At 68.2% G+C, this 16346-nt stretch carries 20 protein-coding genes; 7 read left to right on the forward strand and 13 right to left on the reverse strand.

The annotated features are described in order from the left end of the window. Nucleotides 1-4: 4 nt before the first annotated feature. The 5 genes from Vgi01_RS19810 to Vgi01_RS19830 all read right to left on the reverse strand — a co-directional run bounded on the left by Vgi01_RS19810 (nt 5) and on the right by Vgi01_RS19830 (nt 5980). Entirely contained in the window at nt 5-982 is a 978-nt protein-coding gene (locus Vgi01_RS19810; protein ID WP_239089071.1) for an SCO2522 family protein, read from the reverse strand. Further along, nucleotides 967-1896, reverse strand: coding sequence for an SCO2523 family variant P-loop protein (locus Vgi01_RS19815; RefSeq protein ID WP_013733235.1), 930 nt, complete (start codon nt 1894-1896; stop codon nt 967-969). Before Vgi01_RS19815 ends, Vgi01_RS19810 begins: the two co-directional genes overlap by 16 nt. Next, nucleotides 1896-3737, reverse strand: a complete 1842-nt coding sequence (locus Vgi01_RS19820) for an SCO2524 family protein (RefSeq protein ID WP_203223489.1) — start codon at nt 3735-3737, stop codon at nt 1896-1898. The genes Vgi01_RS19815 and Vgi01_RS19820 overlap by 1 nt, the downstream gene beginning before the upstream one ends. A 229-nt stretch (nt 3738-3966) precedes the next feature. After that, complete coding sequence (locus Vgi01_RS19825; RefSeq protein WP_013733233.1) at nt 3967-4755, reverse strand: SCO2525 family SAM-dependent methyltransferase; 789 nt, start codon at nt 4753-4755, stop codon at nt 3967-3969. Nucleotides 4756-5071: 316 nt separating this feature from the next. After that, nucleotides 5072-5980 carry a hypothetical protein gene (locus Vgi01_RS19830; RefSeq protein WP_102657511.1) on the reverse strand — a complete coding sequence of 303 codons (909 nt, stop codon included), beginning with the start codon at nt 5978-5980 and terminating at the stop codon, nt 5072-5074. Nucleotides 5981-6124: 144 nt separating this feature from the next. Between Vgi01_RS19830 and Vgi01_RS19835 the strand changes: the two genes are divergently transcribed. From Vgi01_RS19835 to Vgi01_RS19850, 4 genes are all read left to right on the forward strand, one after another. Beyond that, nucleotides 6125-6280, forward strand: a complete 156-nt coding sequence (locus Vgi01_RS19835) for a hypothetical protein (protein ID WP_158244879.1) — start codon at nt 6125-6127, stop codon at nt 6278-6280. Between the two features lie 28 nt (nt 6281-6308). Next, a complete protein-coding gene (locus tag Vgi01_RS19840) occupies nt 6309-6551 on the forward strand; it encodes a sigma factor (protein ID WP_373307001.1) in 243 nt (80 codons plus the stop codon). 62 nt (nt 6552-6613) lie between these two features. After that, nucleotides 6614-6889 carry a hypothetical protein gene (locus Vgi01_RS19845; protein WP_204291990.1) on the forward strand — a complete coding sequence of 92 codons (276 nt, stop codon included), beginning with the start codon at nt 6614-6616 and terminating at the stop codon, nt 6887-6889. Nucleotides 6890-7200: 311 nt separating this feature from the next. After that, nucleotides 7201-8133 carry an AEC family transporter gene (locus tag Vgi01_RS19850; protein ID WP_102657507.1) on the forward strand — a complete coding sequence of 311 codons (933 nt, stop codon included), beginning with the start codon at nt 7201-7203 and terminating at the stop codon, nt 8131-8133. Between the two features lie 114 nt (nt 8134-8247). On the opposite strand, the gene Vgi01_RS19855 is transcribed toward Vgi01_RS19850, so the two are convergent. The 3 genes from Vgi01_RS19855 to Vgi01_RS19865 form a co-directional block, all read right to left on the reverse strand. Beyond that, a complete protein-coding gene (locus Vgi01_RS19855; RefSeq protein ID WP_204291991.1) occupies nt 8248-8964 on the reverse strand; it encodes an SDR family NAD(P)-dependent oxidoreductase in 717 nt (238 codons plus the stop codon). 34 nt (nt 8965-8998) lie between these two features. Next, nucleotides 8999-9748 carry a phosphotransferase family protein gene (locus tag Vgi01_RS19860; RefSeq protein ID WP_204291992.1) on the reverse strand — a complete coding sequence of 250 codons (750 nt, stop codon included), beginning with the start codon at nt 9746-9748 and terminating at the stop codon, nt 8999-9001. A 187-nt stretch (nt 9749-9935) separates the two neighbouring features. After that, complete coding sequence (locus Vgi01_RS19865) at nt 9936-10259, reverse strand: hypothetical protein (protein WP_203224561.1); 324 nt, start codon at nt 10257-10259, stop codon at nt 9936-9938. A 199-nt stretch (nt 10260-10458) separates the two neighbouring features. On the opposite strand from Vgi01_RS19865, the gene Vgi01_RS19870 reads away from it, so the two are divergent. Beyond that, nucleotides 10459-11202, forward strand: a complete 744-nt coding sequence (locus Vgi01_RS19870) for a class I SAM-dependent methyltransferase (protein ID WP_204291993.1) — start codon at nt 10459-10461, stop codon at nt 11200-11202. 203 nt (nt 11203-11405) lie between these two features. Here the strand turns inward: Vgi01_RS19870 and Vgi01_RS19875 are convergent, their stop codons facing one another. From Vgi01_RS19875 to Vgi01_RS19885, 3 genes are all read right to left on the reverse strand, one after another. Beyond that, complete coding sequence (locus Vgi01_RS19875; protein ID WP_203224559.1) at nt 11406-12119, reverse strand: class I SAM-dependent methyltransferase; 714 nt, start codon at nt 12117-12119, stop codon at nt 11406-11408. Between the two features lie 93 nt (nt 12120-12212). Beyond that, nucleotides 12213-13106 carry a hypothetical protein gene (locus tag Vgi01_RS19880; protein WP_238360413.1) on the reverse strand — a complete coding sequence of 298 codons (894 nt, stop codon included), beginning with the start codon at nt 13104-13106 and terminating at the stop codon, nt 12213-12215. Continuing rightward, a complete protein-coding gene (locus tag Vgi01_RS19885) occupies nt 13103-13486 on the reverse strand; it encodes a PadR family transcriptional regulator (protein ID WP_102659720.1) in 384 nt (127 codons plus the stop codon). Before Vgi01_RS19885 ends, Vgi01_RS19880 begins: the two co-directional genes overlap by 4 nt. A gap of 37 nt (nt 13487-13523) precedes the next feature. On the opposite strand from Vgi01_RS19885, the gene Vgi01_RS19890 reads away from it, so the two are divergent. Continuing rightward, nucleotides 13524-13751, forward strand: a complete 228-nt coding sequence (locus Vgi01_RS19890) for a hypothetical protein (protein WP_204291994.1) — start codon at nt 13524-13526, stop codon at nt 13749-13751. A 205-nt stretch (nt 13752-13956) separates the two neighbouring features. On the opposite strand, the gene Vgi01_RS19895 is transcribed toward Vgi01_RS19890, so the two are convergent. Then, nucleotides 13957-14292, reverse strand: coding sequence for a DUF4241 domain-containing protein (locus Vgi01_RS19895; protein WP_204291995.1), 336 nt, complete (start codon nt 14290-14292; stop codon nt 13957-13959). Between the two features lie 783 nt (nt 14293-15075). On the opposite strand from Vgi01_RS19895, the gene Vgi01_RS19900 reads away from it, so the two are divergent. After that, on the forward strand, nt 15076-15585 hold the full coding sequence (locus tag Vgi01_RS19900; RefSeq protein ID WP_204291996.1) for an O-acetyl-ADP-ribose deacetylase: 510 nt from the start codon (nt 15076-15078) through the stop codon (nt 15583-15585). 99 nt (nt 15586-15684) lie between these two features. On the opposite strand, the gene Vgi01_RS19905 is transcribed toward Vgi01_RS19900, so the two are convergent. Further along, nucleotides 15685-16146 (reverse strand): hypothetical protein, encoded by a 462-nt coding sequence (locus Vgi01_RS19905; protein WP_239089072.1) that lies wholly within the window; start codon nt 16144-16146, stop codon nt 15685-15687. Nucleotides 16147-16346: the final 200 nt, after the last annotated feature.

A 16346-nucleotide genomic window follows, 5' to 3' on the forward strand; every position in this document is an offset into this window, starting at 1 on the left:
ACACTCACCCGCCGATGAACACGTAACTCAGCCGGTCGACGAGCTCGCTGGGCAGGTCCAGGCCTTCACCACCGGCGCGCCGGGTGACCTGTTGCGCGACCGCCGGCGGTACCGCCACCTGACCGAGGATGGTCCGTACCGCCAGCTCGACCGGCAGGTACTGGGTGTCCATGAGGGTCAGTGTGCGGTACGCGCAAAACGGCGCGGCAGTCGGGTTGAGCTGGACGATCGCAGGCAACTCGTCCCAGTCGGCGGGTAGCTCGCCGGTGAGCCGGCTCGGTTGCATCAGGGTCTGCCCGCGGTGTCGCAGCACGCCCAGCCGGGCCATCTGCCAGACCGATGCGAGCAGCGCGCACGCCCACTCCCGGGTCTTCGGTCCGTCGGACCACAGCTCTATGTCGACGAAGATCGAGTGCCGGGGGTCACCGGACTGCACCGGCGGGGACCAGGGGCGAGGCAGGGTCATCGCCGGCGCGTCCACGTACCCGGGTGAGCGCATGCCGTTGGACAGCCACCCGGATTCACTGAGCGGGGGCCGGCTTCCGGTGGTGTGCCGAGGTGGCTCCACCACGAGGGTGTCGACCACCATCTGGGCGAGTTCGACGCCGCCGTGACGGGCGAAGCTGGATTCCCGAGCCACGTAGTCCAACACCAGGCCCAGCTCTGCCGCGGCACTCTGCACCTGTGGGATCACCTCGCGGGGTGAGCCGAACCGGTGGAAGTAATCGTCCACCATGAAGCAGGTGCTGATCCGCGGCTGGCGCGGGGCCGACAGTCCCTGGCGGGCCAGCGCCGGGATCGCCGGTGACCAGTCGGCGATGCGCGCGAACCTGCGCCGCAGGTCCTGGCAGCCGCTGCCGAAGTCGTCCGCGTAGAAGTGGCCCAACTCGACCGACAGATGTGAGTACGCCACGCTCTCTGTCCGACGCACCGCAGCTGCCTCCTGGAACCTGACATCCACGTCGATCACACGGTTTCCCATGCGGTCTCGTCGAAGAGCTTTTCGGTCAGCTCCACGATGGCGTCCACCGTCTTCACATTCGCAATCTTGGCTTGTACGTCATGGTCCGAGATGAGCTGTTCGCGCCACTGCAACAGCGGGTCCAGCGGTACCGCGCCGAGCAGCGTCGTGCGTCCGACACCTCGACGGCGGGCCAGTTCCGACAGTTCCGTGTCGCACTTGCGCAGGAATGCCTGCTGCGCGAGGTCGAGGTGGCCGACCTCGGGGCCGCGGGAGTCGATCACTGCCGTGCGGATGAAACGCAGCGACTCCCGCAGCCGCTCCGGCTCGTGGCCGTACTCTTTGGCCATGGCGAGGATGCCACCCGCCTCAAAGGCGAGATCAGCCGCCGCGGTGACGTGCTGAGGAGTCCAGCGATGGAAGACCAACCAGCGCGCGACCACCTTGCGTAGCGCGGGGGTCGCGGTGGCAGCCAGCACCATCTGACTGGCGTACGACCGGCCGGCGCTGAGGTCCACGAGGGTCAGGTCGAACTCCTCTTCCAGTCGGAGGAAGAGCTCGGCGCAGCGTTTGGCGATGTCGTTGGTGAAACCGAACTCACTGCCGTTGCGCTGGCCGGGTAGGAGCACCAACGGACCCGAACCGATCGGTCGCTGGCGCAGGCTGGCCCGTTCCGAGCTACCCCACACGTCCAACTGCTCGGGAAACGGGATTTCTCCGCGCAGGTAGCGGTGCAGGCCTCCGTTGTTGGGTCCGGCGCCCTCCACCCCGTTGACGGCGTCCGGGATCTGAAACGTGATGCCGGCGGTAGGCGAGCCGAAGTCGTAGTCCAGGTAACAGGTGGGACGGCCGGACAGGGCGCTGCGGTAGGCGATGTTCGCGGCGGTCACCGAACGACCGGTGCCACCCTTGTGCGACGTGACGAAGACCAGCATCAGATCCCCTCGCTGGCTTTCTGCTGCCCGGTAGTGACGTCGTTGAGCAGGAGCAGCAGCGTGTTCGCCAGGGCGGCCGCCGTGCCCGGGCGTTCGTCCACCAGCAGTTGCGCCTGGCGCAGGCTCGCCCGGATGCTGCGCATGCTGCGTTGCATCGCCTCGCCGGCGAACGTGCCGCGCATCAACTCCCGGTCGAACAGGTATTCCGCTTCGTCGATCAGATCCTGCGCGTACCCGGAGAGCCGGGCTGCGCGCGGGAAGGGCCGATCCCAGAGCAGCTGACCGGCGTTGACCAGCGCCTGTACGACCCGCGCGGTCAGATACCAGGAGGGCGCCTCCGGCCTGGGAGCCAGCCCGGGGAAAGCGCCGCCGGCATGGTCCCACAGCCCTCGGTGCCGGCCGTCGGGAATGCGGCGCAGCACCAGGTGGTCCCACACCTCGTCGGCCAACTCGAGCAGTTCGCTGCGCCGCCGGGCGTTGCTCAGCAGACCGGCGACGGTGATCGCCCGCTGCAGCAGCACGGTGGAGAACTCGTTCACGACCCACGTCATGATCGGCTTGGACGTGTCGTCGTTGAGGGTGACCCGCTTACCGGGAGTGTGCACAAGCAGCGCTGACTCGCCGGGCGTTGCGCGTCGGGTGACGCGGGCCCGCTGGGCCAGTTCCACCAGGACCGCGGCGATGCGGCCGAGTTCCTCGTCGCCGCCGCGTCCGACCGCGAGCAGTCCCTTGACTGCCAGCGACGTCGCTTGGAGGGTGTAGTAGTCGGTGCGGTCGCCGTCGGTCGTGCGCCACGGGATGTCCTCGATGGGCCATCGCCGACGGTTGCCGAAGGTCGCCACCGTCGCCCAGTAGGTCCGGGTCAGCTCCCAGCGTAGCTGCAGCGCCCGGGACAACCGCTGTTGTTCCTCGTTGAGCAGGCCGAGCAGGCGGGTACGTTCGGAGTTCAGGTCTTCGATGGCATCCATCGCGATGACCGTGAAGTAGAGGTAGGGGGCATTCTCGGCCGAGCCTTCGCGTTGCCGGCCGATCGACTCGCTGGTGGGGACTTCCTCGGCGCCGGCGATGATGCCCCACGACCAGCCGCATTCGAAGAGCATGTCGCTGTTGTCGAGGTCTTCGGTGACCCGGCCCGACCCGATGACCACGCTGCGCAGACTGGCCATGGTGTCTCGCAACTGCTCGCGCAGCGCCGCGACGAGTTCCCGGCGCGGTAGCTCGTCCTGGTTTACCATGTCGCACAGTCGTCGGCCGTACTCGTCGGTGGAGGTGAAGACGAAGGTGCTGAAGCTGCGCAGCAGGCCCACCATGGCGGCGGTGAGCCGAATGCTGGCCATCGTCTCCAACTCGTCCAGTTGCGCGAGCAGTTCCCGTCGCTGGGTGGCACTGCGGTAGACCTTGACGAAACCGATGGTCGCCAGCGTGAGGGTGACGGAGACGGCGAACGAGTCGACGATGTCCTGGGACCGTTGTTCCTCGGTGAGCTCCGGGCCGCCCTCGACGGGGGTGAGGTAGCCGCCGCCGCCGAAGACGGGCGTGCCGTCCTCGGCGGTGTACCGCCGGAAGTAATCGATCATGACGGTGACCAGCCGGCGGGGTATTTCGATCGCACCGCCGAGGGAGTTGAGGGCCTCGATCACCTCGTCGTCGGCGCGGTCGGGGTCGTCGAGCGACAGCGCAGGGATCTTCGATGCGGGCAGGAGCAGGGTCAGCAGTTGCTCGGCATCATTTATGGAATTGCTACCGCTTCGGCCGCCCCAGTGCCATTCGCCTTTTTCCCAGCAGCTCCGCACCGTGGCCCGCCAGATGTCGAGGATCTCCTGGCGCGGCTGTATCCGCATGATCCACCGCCGTCTGCATGTAGTCGCCGACTCGGAATTGCTGGTGTTGCTGTGCGCACGGTGATCCACGATGACCGGCACGGATGTGCAGTGTCATGGTAACGGGCCGGTCGAGTGTCACCGGAGACGCTCTGCCACCCGCATGTCAGCGAGCCGCAGGACATGGTGCAGGGTTCCACGCGGCAGGCCGGGGCATCCGGTCGGGGGCTTCCATGACAGTCGCCGGCGCCTATCCGCGGGTGCGGCCGGTGGTCAGCAGCATGCTCTGGTATCCGTCGCGCAACGGCGGTCGAGGGCGCTCCTCGTGGACGGTCACGTCGTACGCGCCGGCCGCGATGCCAGCCACCACCTCGGCGCGGTGCAACGCCACGGCCGGAAACGAGCGCAGGCCGACGCGGTATCCGACGGATCCGAGCATGACGGCCACGGCGAAGGGTGCGCCGGGACGCAGCGCCCGCAGGAACCGGGCGACGGCGTGTTCGGCCTCCGCCCGGTCGGCCGAGATGGAGCAGGCCACGAAAAACATCGTGCCCGCGTCCCAGGTGTGCTGCGGCAGGTCGAAGACGCTGGTCCGGCAGACCTGGCCGACCTGAGCCAGGCGCTGTCGCGGATCCGACAGCGCCGCGTACGCCGGATGCTCGACGCAGACCTGCCAGTACGGATCCCAGAGTTCGTCGTAGCCGTCGACCTGCGTACGCAGCCAGCGCACGTTCGACGTGGACAATTCACACAAATCGATGGCACGCGCGAACGGCAGGAGCGTCAGGGCCGGATAGAGGTTGGCGCCCGATCCGACGTCGACACAACGCGCGTCGGTCAGCTTCGCTGCGGCGAAGAAGTCCCGGGTTCGGCGGAGCAGCTCCCGGTCGTCGGAGCGCAGGTCCGCGTAGTTGTGCCGGACATAGGCCTGCGGGTCGAACCTGTCCCACTCGACCTCGGTGTTCACCGGCCCCGGGGACTGCATCGGCACGGATGACGCGGAATCGCCACGACCGCCGGCCTCCGGGGTCAACGCCATGGACGTGCCTCCATCGGTCTCAGCGGATCACACTGGGTTCTCGCTCCGGCGCGCTCGGTGCACTGGCCATTGTGTATCGAACCTGTTACCTGCCCGCAAGTGACGGCACGTCACCACGGACAGCGCCAGAGGAGCGCTCGAGTGAACTCGATGGAGGCCCGCCAGTGCGTGCGCATGCACATTCACATCGATTGACGTGGTGCGATTGCTTCACGACGTCGCGGCCCACACGGACACCGGGTTCTTCGCAAGGCCAGCACGAGCCGGCCCGGTGCGCTCCACCAGGCTCAAGCGCTGGTTGGCGGCCGGCTTTCCATCATGTCCGCGGCCCCACGGAAGCCAGGTCCTGGGAAAACGGGAGAAGCCGGTGGAACTTGCCGGCATAGCTCGCGATATCGGCAGCATTCTGCGAGAAGTGATTGTCGTCGTCATGGTCCGACATCGACACGGTCCGGTGCATGATCCTTCCGTCGATGACAACAAATGACTCGCGAAGCGACTTCTGTATCCGGCGGTTCTGCACCCATTTGACGTTGATCCCGAGATTTGCCTCAATTTCCATGAGGTCGTAGAGTTTCGGTGTCACGTTCTCGGAGATGAAGATGCGGGAGATTCGGACACCGCGGTCGGCGATGAGCGAACGCTGGATCTCCAGATACTCGCGGTAAAGCGGCAACTGCCACCACACGTCCTCGACCTCGGCCGGGCTCGTGCCGAGCACCTCGGTTGTGGCGGAGCGCATCAGATCCAGCAGCACGTTGGAGTACGTGAAGTCGAGTTGCAGACGGCCATCGGCGAGGCCGGACAGGTCGTCCAGAGTGTTTCGTACCCGCGCCACGGCCTGCTCCACGAGGATGTGATCGAGGTTCTCCGCGCGGCTGGCCTGCCCGATCTTCGCCAGCCGCTTGACCTCGGGGTCGAACAATCCGAGGTTGGCGCCTCTGCTGATGAAATCGTACGTCTCGGTAACCGAGCGCAGGGCAGACTCAGTTCGCGTCCAGCCCTGGTCCAGTTCGCGGTGCGCGCGGGCCTGCTCTTCCTTGATCTCGTTGAGTTTCTGCATCATCCCGAACAACAGGCTCGTGGCCACGCCCGTGAGACCCAGGGCAACGCTCATCGGCCCGCTGATGCCAGCCAGCAACGTGGCGACGATTGCGACGAGAGAGACCAGCGTGCCCAGAACCGAGATTGCCCAGTCAGCCGTGAACCTCTTGAGGTCGCGCATTCGATGACCACCCTAAACCCCGACCAAGGAGTGATGTCGTTGGCGCAATCTCGGCGGAATCATCCACCAAGGAACTCATCCTAGGAGCCGTAGTCAACGCAAGCCGGCTGCACCGTGCACCTCGCACCGGTGCTGATCCAACCGATGGCAGCCGACGACGTCGTCGCGGTGGCCGAGGTCGTGGTCGGCGCGCCGGCCAACGCGGTGGTCGAGGTCGCCGGCCCGGAGCAGTTCCACCTCGACGATCATGGACAGCATTTCGTGGATAGCGGGCGCGATCCCGTGCGTCTGTGGTGGTGAATGAGGCGTACGGGACGGAGTTCAGCGGTTGGACGACAAGGCGAGAGCCAGGTTCGGTGACTTCGCGCAGAACCGGACCGCCGCCCTGATCAGGGCGGCGTACCTGCTCACCGGCGACCAGCATGCCGCCGAGGATCTGGTGCAGTCGGCGCTGGCCAAGACGTATGCCAGATGGCCGACTCTCCGGCACGAGGACCCCGAGGGGTACGTGCGCGCGGTGATGTACCGCGAGCGGGTCAGCTGGTGGCGGCGCCGGGGACGACCGCGATGAACACCTCGATCGACGACCTCATCCGATCCACCCTTACCGACCTTGCCGAGGAGGCAGTTCCGATGAACCTGACAGACTCCGCCGTCGCCCGGGCGCGCCGGCGTCGTACCCTCACCGTCTCGGTGGGGGTGGCGGGCGTGGTCGCCGCCCTCATGGTCGGCACGCCACTGGCGTTGGCGGTGAGCCGGGACGCCCCGCCGTCCGCGCCCGCCGATCAGCCACCGGTGAACTTCCCCAGCCCTGTCCCCTCCCCGCCGGTGGACCTGCCGAGTCCTGTCCCGATCAGCCCTGTCCCCTTCCCTCCGGTGGATCCGAAGGGTCCGGGCGCGGGTTCCTGACTCCAGGAACCATCGGCCGGGCGGCCCGAGCTTGGACAGACCGGAGCCGCCCACCGCCGGGCTTGCCGCACGTCTGCGCTCGGCGGTGATGTGCACGTGGGAATTGGCCCGTCAAAGCCGTGCAAGCGGGGCGTGTGCTCGGCCCGGAGGGGGTGCGAGGCTGAACGCGTGGCTCCCCGATCGACGTACCTGCGGCAGGTTGATGACATCCTCGCCCGGGTCGAGGTCATTGCCAGGTCTCTCGACTCGTACGCCCCGGGTGCCCGCGAGTCCCTGGGCCGGTGCGATGCCCGCCTGCCGGTGACGCCTGTATGAGCCTGGTGTCGGCGTTCGTGCCGATCTGGATCCTCACCGCGGTCGGCTACGCGGCTTGTCGGTGGGGCCTGCTGGGCGAGGCGGGGGCGTCGGTGCTCGGCCGGTTCGTATTCCACCTTGCGATGCCGGCCGCCCTGTTCCTGGCCCTGTCCCGAATGCCGCTCTCCGGGTTCGCAGGCCGCCCGCTGCTCGCCTTCGCGGTGAGCACCGCCGTGGTCCTCGGATTCGGGTGGGTTGGCGCGAGCCGGCTGTTCGGTCGCGCACCCGGCGAACGGCCCATCTGGGGCATGGCCGCCGGGTACGTCAACTCGGCGAACCTCGGCATCCCCATCGCCACGCAGGTTCTCGGCGACGTGTCGTTCCTGGCGGAGGTGGTGCTACTCCAGGCACTGGTGGTGACACCCGTGATCCTGGTCGCCCTGGACCGGCACAGCGACCCGGCCGGGCGGGTACGGGTCCGCCGCATCGCCTCCCTGCCGGTACGCAACCCGGTGATCCTGGCGTCGCTGCTCGGCGTCGCGTGCTCGGCTGCCGACCTACAACTGCCGTCGGCGGCCGACGCGTCGCTCACCCTGCTGGCGGGTGCCGCGGTTCCGGCGGCCCTGGTCGCCCTCGGCGCGTCCCTGCACCACACGGCGCCGTCCCGGGCAGAGCCGGCCGAACCGGTCGGGGTGGCCGAGCTGGCTGTGATCACCGCGTTGAAGCTCGTCGCACAGCCGGTCATCGCGTACGCGGCCGGGCTGGCCTTGCACCTGTCCGCGCCGCAGTTGCTCGCCGTGGTGGTGTGCGCGGGCCTGCCGACAGCGCAGAACACGTTCATCTTCGGCCAGGAGTACGGTGTCGGCCAGGCGTTCGCCAATCGGGCGGTGGTGGTGACCACGACGCTGTCGCTGGCGACCCTGGCCGCCGCGGCGACGCTGCTCGGGTAGGCCCGTCAACTGACTGGTCCGGCAATCCTGGTGAATGCTCCGGTCGTGGGCGAACGCGCGCGTTGACCTGCGCCGAGAAGCCTCGTCAGCCAGGCTGCCTGGCACCGCGGGCGTTCACGCGTACGGACTTCGCACCTGCTCGAAGTGGAACTCGCGGATGAAGCAGTCTCGTGGTTGACCGACCGCGAAGAGCACGCAGTCGATGACCGACCGCGCGGTGAGGTCGCTGTCCGCCTGCCGCGGCCCGTCCTGGACGAAGTCCGGTGGAAACAGGGAGATCACTCGGATCCCTTCCGGCCGGAGCCGGTACGACAGGATCTCAGCGAGCCCGGCATGGGCGTGCTTGGCCGCGTAGAACGCGGGATGGGCGCCTGAACGGCGGTGCCCCACCTCGCCGCACGCGGAGATCATGTTGACGACGTCGGGCCGCGACGATGCGCGTAGCAGCGGCAACAGATGCTTGGTCAGTAGCACGGTGCCGGTCCCGCCCGCAGCCATCACGCTTTCGATCGCATCGTCGGAACCGTCTGTCAGGTCCTGACCTTCGAGGTATGCGGCACCATTGTTGATCAGCACATCGAGGTGGCTCGTCCGGTCGGCCACGGCCGCGGCGAACACGCGCACGGAGTTCGGTACGGCGAGGTCGCAGCGGAACGCGTGAGCCCGACCCGGCCCTCGCCGGCTGATCGCATCCGCAACCTGCTCGGCCGCCGCCAGGTCGCGGGCCGAGAGGAAGACCTGTGCGCCGCGTTCGGCGAACGCTTCGGCCAGGAGTCGCCCCGTGCCCCGTGCCGCACCGGTGATGACGACACGCACACCATCAAGATCCACGGCAGGCAGTGAAGCACCTCAACTCTGGTTGAGGTCAACCCATCTGTGATCTCAGTACGTCGAACTCGCAGCCTGGCGAGGAGGGGTCGAAGCCGTGTTCGGTCAGCCAGCGGGATGCCAGCAAGCTGCGTAGCGACCACCAGGCGCGGATCACGTCCCGGTCGACGTCGGTGCCGTAACCGGCGAGGAGGTCGCCGAGACGTTCCTCGTGCCCGAGAGTCAGGATGGCCAGGTCGAACAGCGGATCGCCAGGTGCCGCCTCGGACCAGTCGATCACCCCGGTGACCTCGTCGCCGTCGGTGAAGATATGGGTGATCTGCAGATCACCGTGCATGAACACTGGCGTCCACGGCCGAATCGCGGCCTGGGCTATCTCGCGGTTGCGGTCGACCAGGCCGGCAGGCAGGACGCCGTTGTCGACGAGCCAGGCGCATTCGCGCTCGAGTTCCGCGTCCAACCCGACGAGCTTCTTACCGACCCACGGCGGCGGTGGCGCGTCGTGCAGCTTCCGGATCGCAGCACCCGCCGCGGCCCAAGCCGCCGGTGACGCGGGTGACGGCTCACCGAGACGGCCGAGTGCCTGGCCAGGGAGGGCGGCGATCGCGAGGACGGGCGGCTTGCGCCACAGGACCTCGGGAGTCGGGACGGGTGCCAGCCGCATCGCCTCGACATCGACATCGATGCGCGCCTGATCGCTGTCGACCTTCAGGAACACGTCGCCGACGCGCAGGGTCACGCGCTCGTTGTGGGCGACGACGACCGCAACCTCTTCCACACCGGCCATTATCGAAGGCTGGCTGTCGACGCCGCCACGGATTGTCTGCGTGCGTTACGGCGCCACAAGCAAGCGCCCTGGCCGACTCGTCCCACACCGGCACGACCATCCGCTGGACGTCGCCGTCGAGGCTCCGCGCCGCCTTGCCGTTCCTCTTGGAAGAGGCTTCAGGTGCGCGCGGGGTGTAGGCGGCTCCTCAGGCGACCGGGAGGTCGATTCGTCGTCCGGTTCCGTCCGGAGCCCCGTCATCGGTGACGATGGCGAACGCGCCCGCCGGCACGCCGTCGAGAGTTGCCACCCGTGATGCGGCGGCCAGCAGGCTGGCCTCGCTCGCTGCGGTGATGAAGAAGACGTACACGTCGCCGAGTTCCTCGCCGTCGTCGTACACCTCGATCGTGCCTTCGTCTTCCACGTCGACCAGGAAGTCCTCGACCTGGTCGATCCAGGGAAACGCGTAGGCGTCCGGATCAAGACCCGGAGTTGGCACCAATGGGACGTGGATCTCGACGATGCTGGCCATGTCGACATGATCTCTCACGCGGAGGTGGGCGGCTCGCGTGCGTAGTCTGCGGCAGCGCCGGTAGCCCTCATGTCGCGGCGCGCGTCCGGACGGTGTGATGGGCTGCGAGAGTGTTCGGGTGTACGACCCGACCCAGTTCAAGGGCACCGCGCGGTACTACCGGCAGGGGCGGCCGCCCTACTCCGCTCAGCTGGGCGAGGTGCTGGCAGGTGAGCTGGGGCTCGACGGTAGCGGCCAACTGCTGGATGTCGGGAGCGGCCCGGGCACGGTGGGGCTGCAACTCGCGTCGCTGTTCGCGCACGTGACGCTGCTGGAGCCGGACCTGGACATGCTCGCCGAGGCCCGCACCTACGCTGCGGCAGAGAGGGTGGCAGGGGTCGACTTCGTCCGGGCCACCGCTGAGGACCTTCCCCACCTGGCGCTGCCGCCGATGCGGACGGTGACGTTCGGGCAGTCGTTTCATCGCACCGACCGCGTCCGTGTCGCCGAAGCCGTCTGGCATGCATTGGAACCGGGTGGGGCGATCGTGCTCATCGGTCACGACCCGACCCGGCCGGCCCCGCGGCAGCTGCCGGACACGCCACCCGTTCCGCATGACGACGTCGATCGGCTCATCAGCGCCTACCTCGGGCCGCAGCGACGCTCGGGTGCCCGACCAGCAACGTTCTACCAGGCGGAGCGCTTCGAGCAGACGCTTGCCCGCACTCGCTTCGGAAGGCCGCGCGTGGTCTACGCGCCGGGACGGCCCGACATCGTCCGTGATGTCGACGGCGTCATCGCCGGCTACCTGTCGATGTCCTTCGCTGCGCCTCACCTGTTCGGGTCCAGGCTGAACGCGTTCATCGCAGAGCTTCGGGTCCTGCTGGAGCAGGCATCGCCGGCGAGCGGTCTGTTCTGGGACTGGCCCGGTGACACAGAAATCCTGATCGCCGAACGACGGTGACGTCCTCCAACGGCACACGAAGTACATGCGGTTGACTCCAGGAAGGCGGTCCGACAGCCTGCGCGCCGCGGCGACGGTCGGTCGACGGCAACCCGACGCCCTGCCCATTGCGGCGGTTCAGCACAGCAACGCGGCGCCAGTCTCCGTCCGCACCAGGCCGGTGCCCCTCACCACCGCTACGCGGAAGCCACGGACGCGTGTGTTCAGTGTGGTCGTTGGGCGAGGATGAGCCGGCAGCGCGGGTTGCCGTCGCGGCGCTGTCCCAGGGCGGTCAGCGCGACGGTGGTGACGGTGAAGCCGGCCGCTGTCAGGTCGTCGCGAACTGCGGGCAGCGGGTTGGTCCGGTAGTACATGACGAACGGGGGTCGCCACACGGTGTTGCGTACCCGCATGGCCAGGTCGAAGCCGAGCGCGGCCCAGTGCGCGGTCGAGGTCAGCGGCGGCGGTGCACCGATCGGGAGGGCGAAGATCCCGCCGGGCCGCAGCGCGCGGTAGACGCCCGCGAAGAGGGCGGGTCGCTCGGTGGGCAGGAAGTGCCCGAGCGCTCCGAAGCTGACGGCCAGGTTGAAGCCTCCGGTGAACGGCAGGGCGCGGGCATCAGCCTGAACCCACGTGGCGTCCGGGTGGGTGCTGCGTGCCTGGGCGAGCATGCCGGCGCTGAAGTCCACGCCCGTGATGCCTGCGCGGCACACGGACCTGAGCACCGCCATGCCCGCTCCGGTGCCGCAGCACACGTCCAGGCCTTGGTCGAACGGCCCGAGTTCGGACAACGCGTCGGCGGTCGCGCGGAGATAGCTGTCCGGCGTACGAAAAGGTGTGTGGTCGAACTTCGGGGCCAGCAGGTCATAGCCGCGCTCGACCGAGGAGAACGCCTGGACGCAGAGTTCCCGCAGAGACGGACCCTGAGGCGAGAACACCGGCCAAGGGTACCTGCCGAAGCCTCCTGTGGGGCGTCCTCCCGGTGATCACCGAGTGCTGGCCTCGGCCGTGGTCGGACCGCCCGTGGCTGATCAGGCGCGGGTGCGCTGCCGCAGCCGAGTCGAGACGACCGCGACGGCCACCATGAGGACTGCGAGGACCAGGGACGGCAGGGCGTCAGGCCGGCGCAGCAGCTCCCCCGTTCCGGCGTTGCCCAGTTGATGCAGCGTGCCCAGCAAGAGGGTCGGGGCGACGGCGATAAGCAGTCGCTGGTCGGCCGTCGCCACCCACAGGAAGACGGCTACGCCGACGATCACCATGGCGATGGAGATGATCTGCGTACTCACAGGGGCGGGGCGGTAGCCTTCCACCGGGATCAGATGCAGCGCGACTATGACGGCGGTGACCAGAATTGCGTTGCCCCGGGGCGCAGGCGGCACGTCGGCCGGTCGCCGCAGGCCTGCGATGATCAATGGCGCGGCGACGACCGGTGCCCACCACTGCGTTAGTCCGTTGAGGAACAGGTACGGAGAGATGACGGTCGGCACCACCGCTGCAGTCACCACCAGGACGGCAGCAGTGCGGTCGTGGCCCACGACGAGCGCCACCAGCGCTGCGCTCACCATGACCAGGTGGATGCCCTGATCCCGCAGGACGCCGAGGGGGTCCAGGAATACGCCGAACTGGAACGTCCCGACGATGTCGTTCAGGCCGATGAGCACACCCAGTGCCAGCACCGCCATGGCGCCCAGGTGCAGCCCCTGCCAGAGCAGCACGGCGGTGGGCCGGGCCGCGGTGCTGCCGCCGTGCACCCGCAGGCCGCCCCGGATCAGTGAGGCCGCCTGCCGGATGCTGGGCCAGCGGCGGGTGGTCGGTTCGTCGCCGATCAACGTGTCGATCAGTTCGTCGGCACGCTCCCGGCGGTAGTCGGCCGGGTAGGCCCGCAGCAGCATGCGGTACCGCTTCTCCAGAACATCAGAACTCATGCTGGTCTGGTCCTCACGATAGAAGGTTGATCGGTGCTTCCCAGCGGGAAGCTCCGGTGCGGCAAACGATCCATGACCACCCGGGCGGCCCGGGCGAGCCGGTCGGCTTCCTCGGCGAGTACGCGGTAGCCCTCGTCGGTGAGCCGGTAGTAGCGACGGGCACGCCCGTTGACAATCTCCTCACCATCGGCGGTGATGAGTCCCTCGCCGAGCAGCCGGTCAATCACCGAGTACAGCGAACCGGCAGCGAGTGTCACCCGCTCGTCGGACAGCTCGGTCACCCGCTTGATCACGGCATAGCCGTGGAGCGGGCCGCCGATCAGAGCCGCAAGGACGAAGTACGACGGTTCCCGCAGCGCGGGACGCGAAGTCGATCGCATGACTCGAATATACAAGCAACATGAGTATCTTGCCAAGGTGACCGTCCAGCATGGTGGCGGCGGCGGCCTCCCCGGTGAGACCAAGTTCAGCGGCCTCGGTCGGGGTGAGCAGGCAGGCAAGGACATCCACGCCGATGTCACGCAGGGCGGTCATCTCGTCGTCGAGCCAGTCGTCGCCGCGCGGTCGCGGCATCGTGCTCAACTGGCCGGGTGGCGGCGTCGGAATGCGGTACAGGGTGGGAGTGAGTCGCATGTGGTGGCCTGACTGTGTTCGGAAGGGCGGGGTCGTTTGTCAGGGTCGGCCCACCGGCGTAGGACGAGGTTTCCGAGGGCGAACGTAAGGAACAGAGCCCCGAGGATGCCGAGCGGGACCTGCGGTGATGCGTCTGTGGAGTTGCTCAGGTCGGCGGAAAGCACAGAACGACGCTGACACGGCTTCGGATCCGTGTAAACGTTTAGGTGCTTGCAGGTCAGTCGTCGTCCTCGTCGTTGTCGGTGGGGAACAGCAGCATGTCGGCGACAAAGCAGGTCACGTGTCCGGCAGTGTCATAGCCGATCCAGGTCGGGTAGCTGCCGTCGCCCCAGCCGCTGGACCATGCGACCATCGCTCCAGAGTCGATCGTGCGGTGCCGGGGGTCGACCAGGCCGTCGAGGGTCAGCCAGACGTCCTGCATCCGTTCGCTGGCGTCCGCGTCGACGAAGCAGGCCATGCCGGCGTCCACGCCGAATCCGAAGTACTGCCGATGGCCCAGATCGATCGGGTTCTGGCCATCGCGCAGGGCTTGAGGGGGCGCGGCGCTCGCCACGGCGCACGGGCCTCCACGCGCACCGGCAACTCGTGCTGGACGGCGTCGACGATCTCGCGGGATGTCTCTCCGGCGAGGCGTAACAGCTCGTCCCATCGGCCGAAGGCCGGGATGGGTAGCCGCGGCGGTCGCTGCTGCGAGGTTGAGTCCCGCCTGGTGCCTCGGTCACCGTGCGGTTCCACGATGTCGGTACGCGTTCCGGAAACGGTGTACGTGGTGGTCATCCTGGCCGCGACGTGCGGATATTCGTGCTTGCCTACGTCGGCCGGGCCATCCCAGGTGCGGACTTCGCGCAGGAACAGATCGCCCTCGCCGGTGCCGCGCAGCAGGTGCCGAGACAGGGTTCTCTCCGCGGCGTCGAATCGAGTTATCCGGCAGTACCCGTCGCTCCAGGACAGGTCCATCACCGCATGCAGCCGACCGTGGAGCAACAGCACGACGGTGTACGGCTCGGCCGCCGCGTCGCGTGCTTTCGCAGCGCTCGACGTCAACGGATTGACGACACCAGCGTCCCATCCGTCGCAGTAGACAGCCTCCAGCCTGGCTCGCACGGAGGTGACCCTACCTCCGCGTCTTCTCCTTCAAGACCGGGTGTGCACACCTGGCTTGGTTCGGCTGATCCGTACCTCACCGGGCTGAGGTCGGCGGGAAGGTTGCTCACCTGGCACGGGGATGCATCCGCACCTGCCCGGTCGTGTGGCGGCACACGTCGCTGATGGGATGGCGTGGCCACCGGTTCGGCGACAGCGTGCCGGCACGCCAGCGGTGTGTCACGATGCTGCCGTGGTGAACATCGAGGTTGTGATGGGTGACATCACGCGGGAGGACGTGGACGCCATCGTCACGGCGTCCAACGAGTCGCTGCTCGGCGGTGGTGGTGTCGACGGTGCGATCCACCGGGCTGCCGGGCCTCGCCTGGCCCGGGCCGGGGGTGCGATCGGCCCCTGCGAGCCGGACGACGCGATGGCTACCCCGGCCTTCGACCTCGACCCGCCGGTGCGGCACATCATCCACGCGGTCGGGCCGATCTGGGAGGGCGGCGGCCACGGTGAGGCGGACGTCCTGGCCTCCTGCTACCGCAGGAGCCTGCAGGTCGCCGACGAACTCGGCGCCCGCAGCGTCGCCTTCCCGGCAATCGCCACCGGCGTGTACGGCTTCCCTGCCGACCAGGCAGCCCGCATCGCCGTAGCAACGATCAGGTCAACGGCGACAAACGTCCAACGGGTACGACTCGTCGCGTTCGACGAAGACGCCCGCGAGCATCTGCAAGCCGCGCTGACGGCCACGGGTTGATCCGTCCGGCACTGCGGCCGGCGGCGTGACAAGCGCGGTGCTGCGAAAGGCCCGCGTAGCCTGCGATCTGGTGCGGGGTTCATTCAGGTGCCGATCCTCTTACCGGTCGCCGCGTCCTGAGGCGATCGTGATCGCCTCGATCACCCGCCGGGCCGCCGCCGGATCATCGACGAAGCTGGCGGCGGCTTCGAGGTCGACCGGCGGCCCACCGGCAAGGCTCGCGGCCAACGCGATCATCTGCCGGTCGCGGTCCGGCACATCGGCAGTCGCGGCGAAGCGAACCACTGCCTCCCAATCGCGGACCTGCCCCATCTCCACGGTGCCATCCGCGCCCCACAGCAGACTGAGGCGCTCCACGAGGTCAGCGAAGCCGGGCTGATCCGGGACTGCGGTGAAGGTCAGCAGGTGCACGGCGGCCCGCCGACCGGGTGGGGCACCGGTGGCGATGTCGGTGTCCAGGAGACGCCGAATCACGTCACCGGTCAACTCGGAGGGGAGGTCCGGCCGGGGACTGCGATGCAGCGGCGGCGCGGTCTCGGGGTCGGCCAGCAACTCCGCCACCCTTAGGCACTCTCCACACGGCGGCAAGGCGGCGATGTCCACGTGCGTGTCAGTGCGATACGCGTCGTAAGGAACGTCGATCGCCGCCTGGTCATCGCCTCGGACCGGACGCTGCGGGGCCGAACACAGCGTGTAACCCGTCATGCCGTCGTCGCCGCCGCCCACCGGGTGGAGGTCCACGGACAGGTGCCGGAACGTGC

This window comes from Micromonospora gifhornensis (assembly GCF_016863515.1).
Classification (GTDB): Bacteria; Actinomycetota; Actinomycetes; order Mycobacteriales; family Micromonosporaceae; genus Micromonospora; species Micromonospora gifhornensis.

Excerpts from the sequence above, each read along its gene's own strand:
- Vgi01_RS19885 (WP_102659720.1), bottom strand. The coding sequence starts at position 13,486 with ATGCGATCGACTTCGCGTCCCGCGCTGCGGGAACCGTCGTACTTCGTC.
- Vgi01_RS19820 (WP_203223489.1), bottom strand. The coding sequence starts at position 3,737 with ATGCGGATACAGCCGCGCCAGGAGATCCTCGACATCTGGCGGGCCACG.
- Vgi01_RS19810 (WP_239089071.1), bottom strand. The coding sequence starts at position 982 with ATGGGAAACCGTGTGATCGACGTGGATGTCAGGTTCCAGGAGGCAGCT.
- Vgi01_RS19815 (WP_013733235.1), bottom strand. The coding sequence starts at position 1,896 with ATGCTGGTCTTCGTCACGTCGCACAAGGGTGGCACCGGTCGTTCGGTG.
- Vgi01_RS19860 (WP_204291992.1), bottom strand. The coding sequence starts at position 9,748 with ATGGCCGGTGTGGAAGAGGTTGCGGTCGTCGTCGCCCACAACGAGCGC.
- Vgi01_RS19825 (WP_013733233.1), bottom strand. The coding sequence starts at position 4,755 with ATGGCGTTGACCCCGGAGGCCGGCGGTCGTGGCGATTCCGCGTCATCC.
- Vgi01_RS19835 (WP_158244879.1), top strand. The coding sequence starts at position 6,125 with ATGGCAGCCGACGACGTCGTCGCGGTGGCCGAGGTCGTGGTCGGCGCG.
- Vgi01_RS19865 (WP_203224561.1), bottom strand. The coding sequence starts at position 10,259 with ATGGCCAGCATCGTCGAGATCCACGTCCCATTGGTGCCAACTCCGGGT.
- Vgi01_RS19845 (WP_204291990.1), top strand. The coding sequence starts at position 6,614 with ATGAACCTGACAGACTCCGCCGTCGCCCGGGCGCGCCGGCGTCGTACC.
- Vgi01_RS19880 (WP_238360413.1), bottom strand. The coding sequence starts at position 13,106 with ATGAGTTCTGATGTTCTGGAGAAGCGGTACCGCATGCTGCTGCGGGCC.
- Vgi01_RS19850 (WP_102657507.1), top strand. The coding sequence starts at position 7,201 with ATGAGCCTGGTGTCGGCGTTCGTGCCGATCTGGATCCTCACCGCGGTC.
- Vgi01_RS19830 (WP_102657511.1), bottom strand. The coding sequence starts at position 5,980 with ATGCGCGACCTCAAGAGGTTCACGGCTGACTGGGCAATCTCGGTTCTG.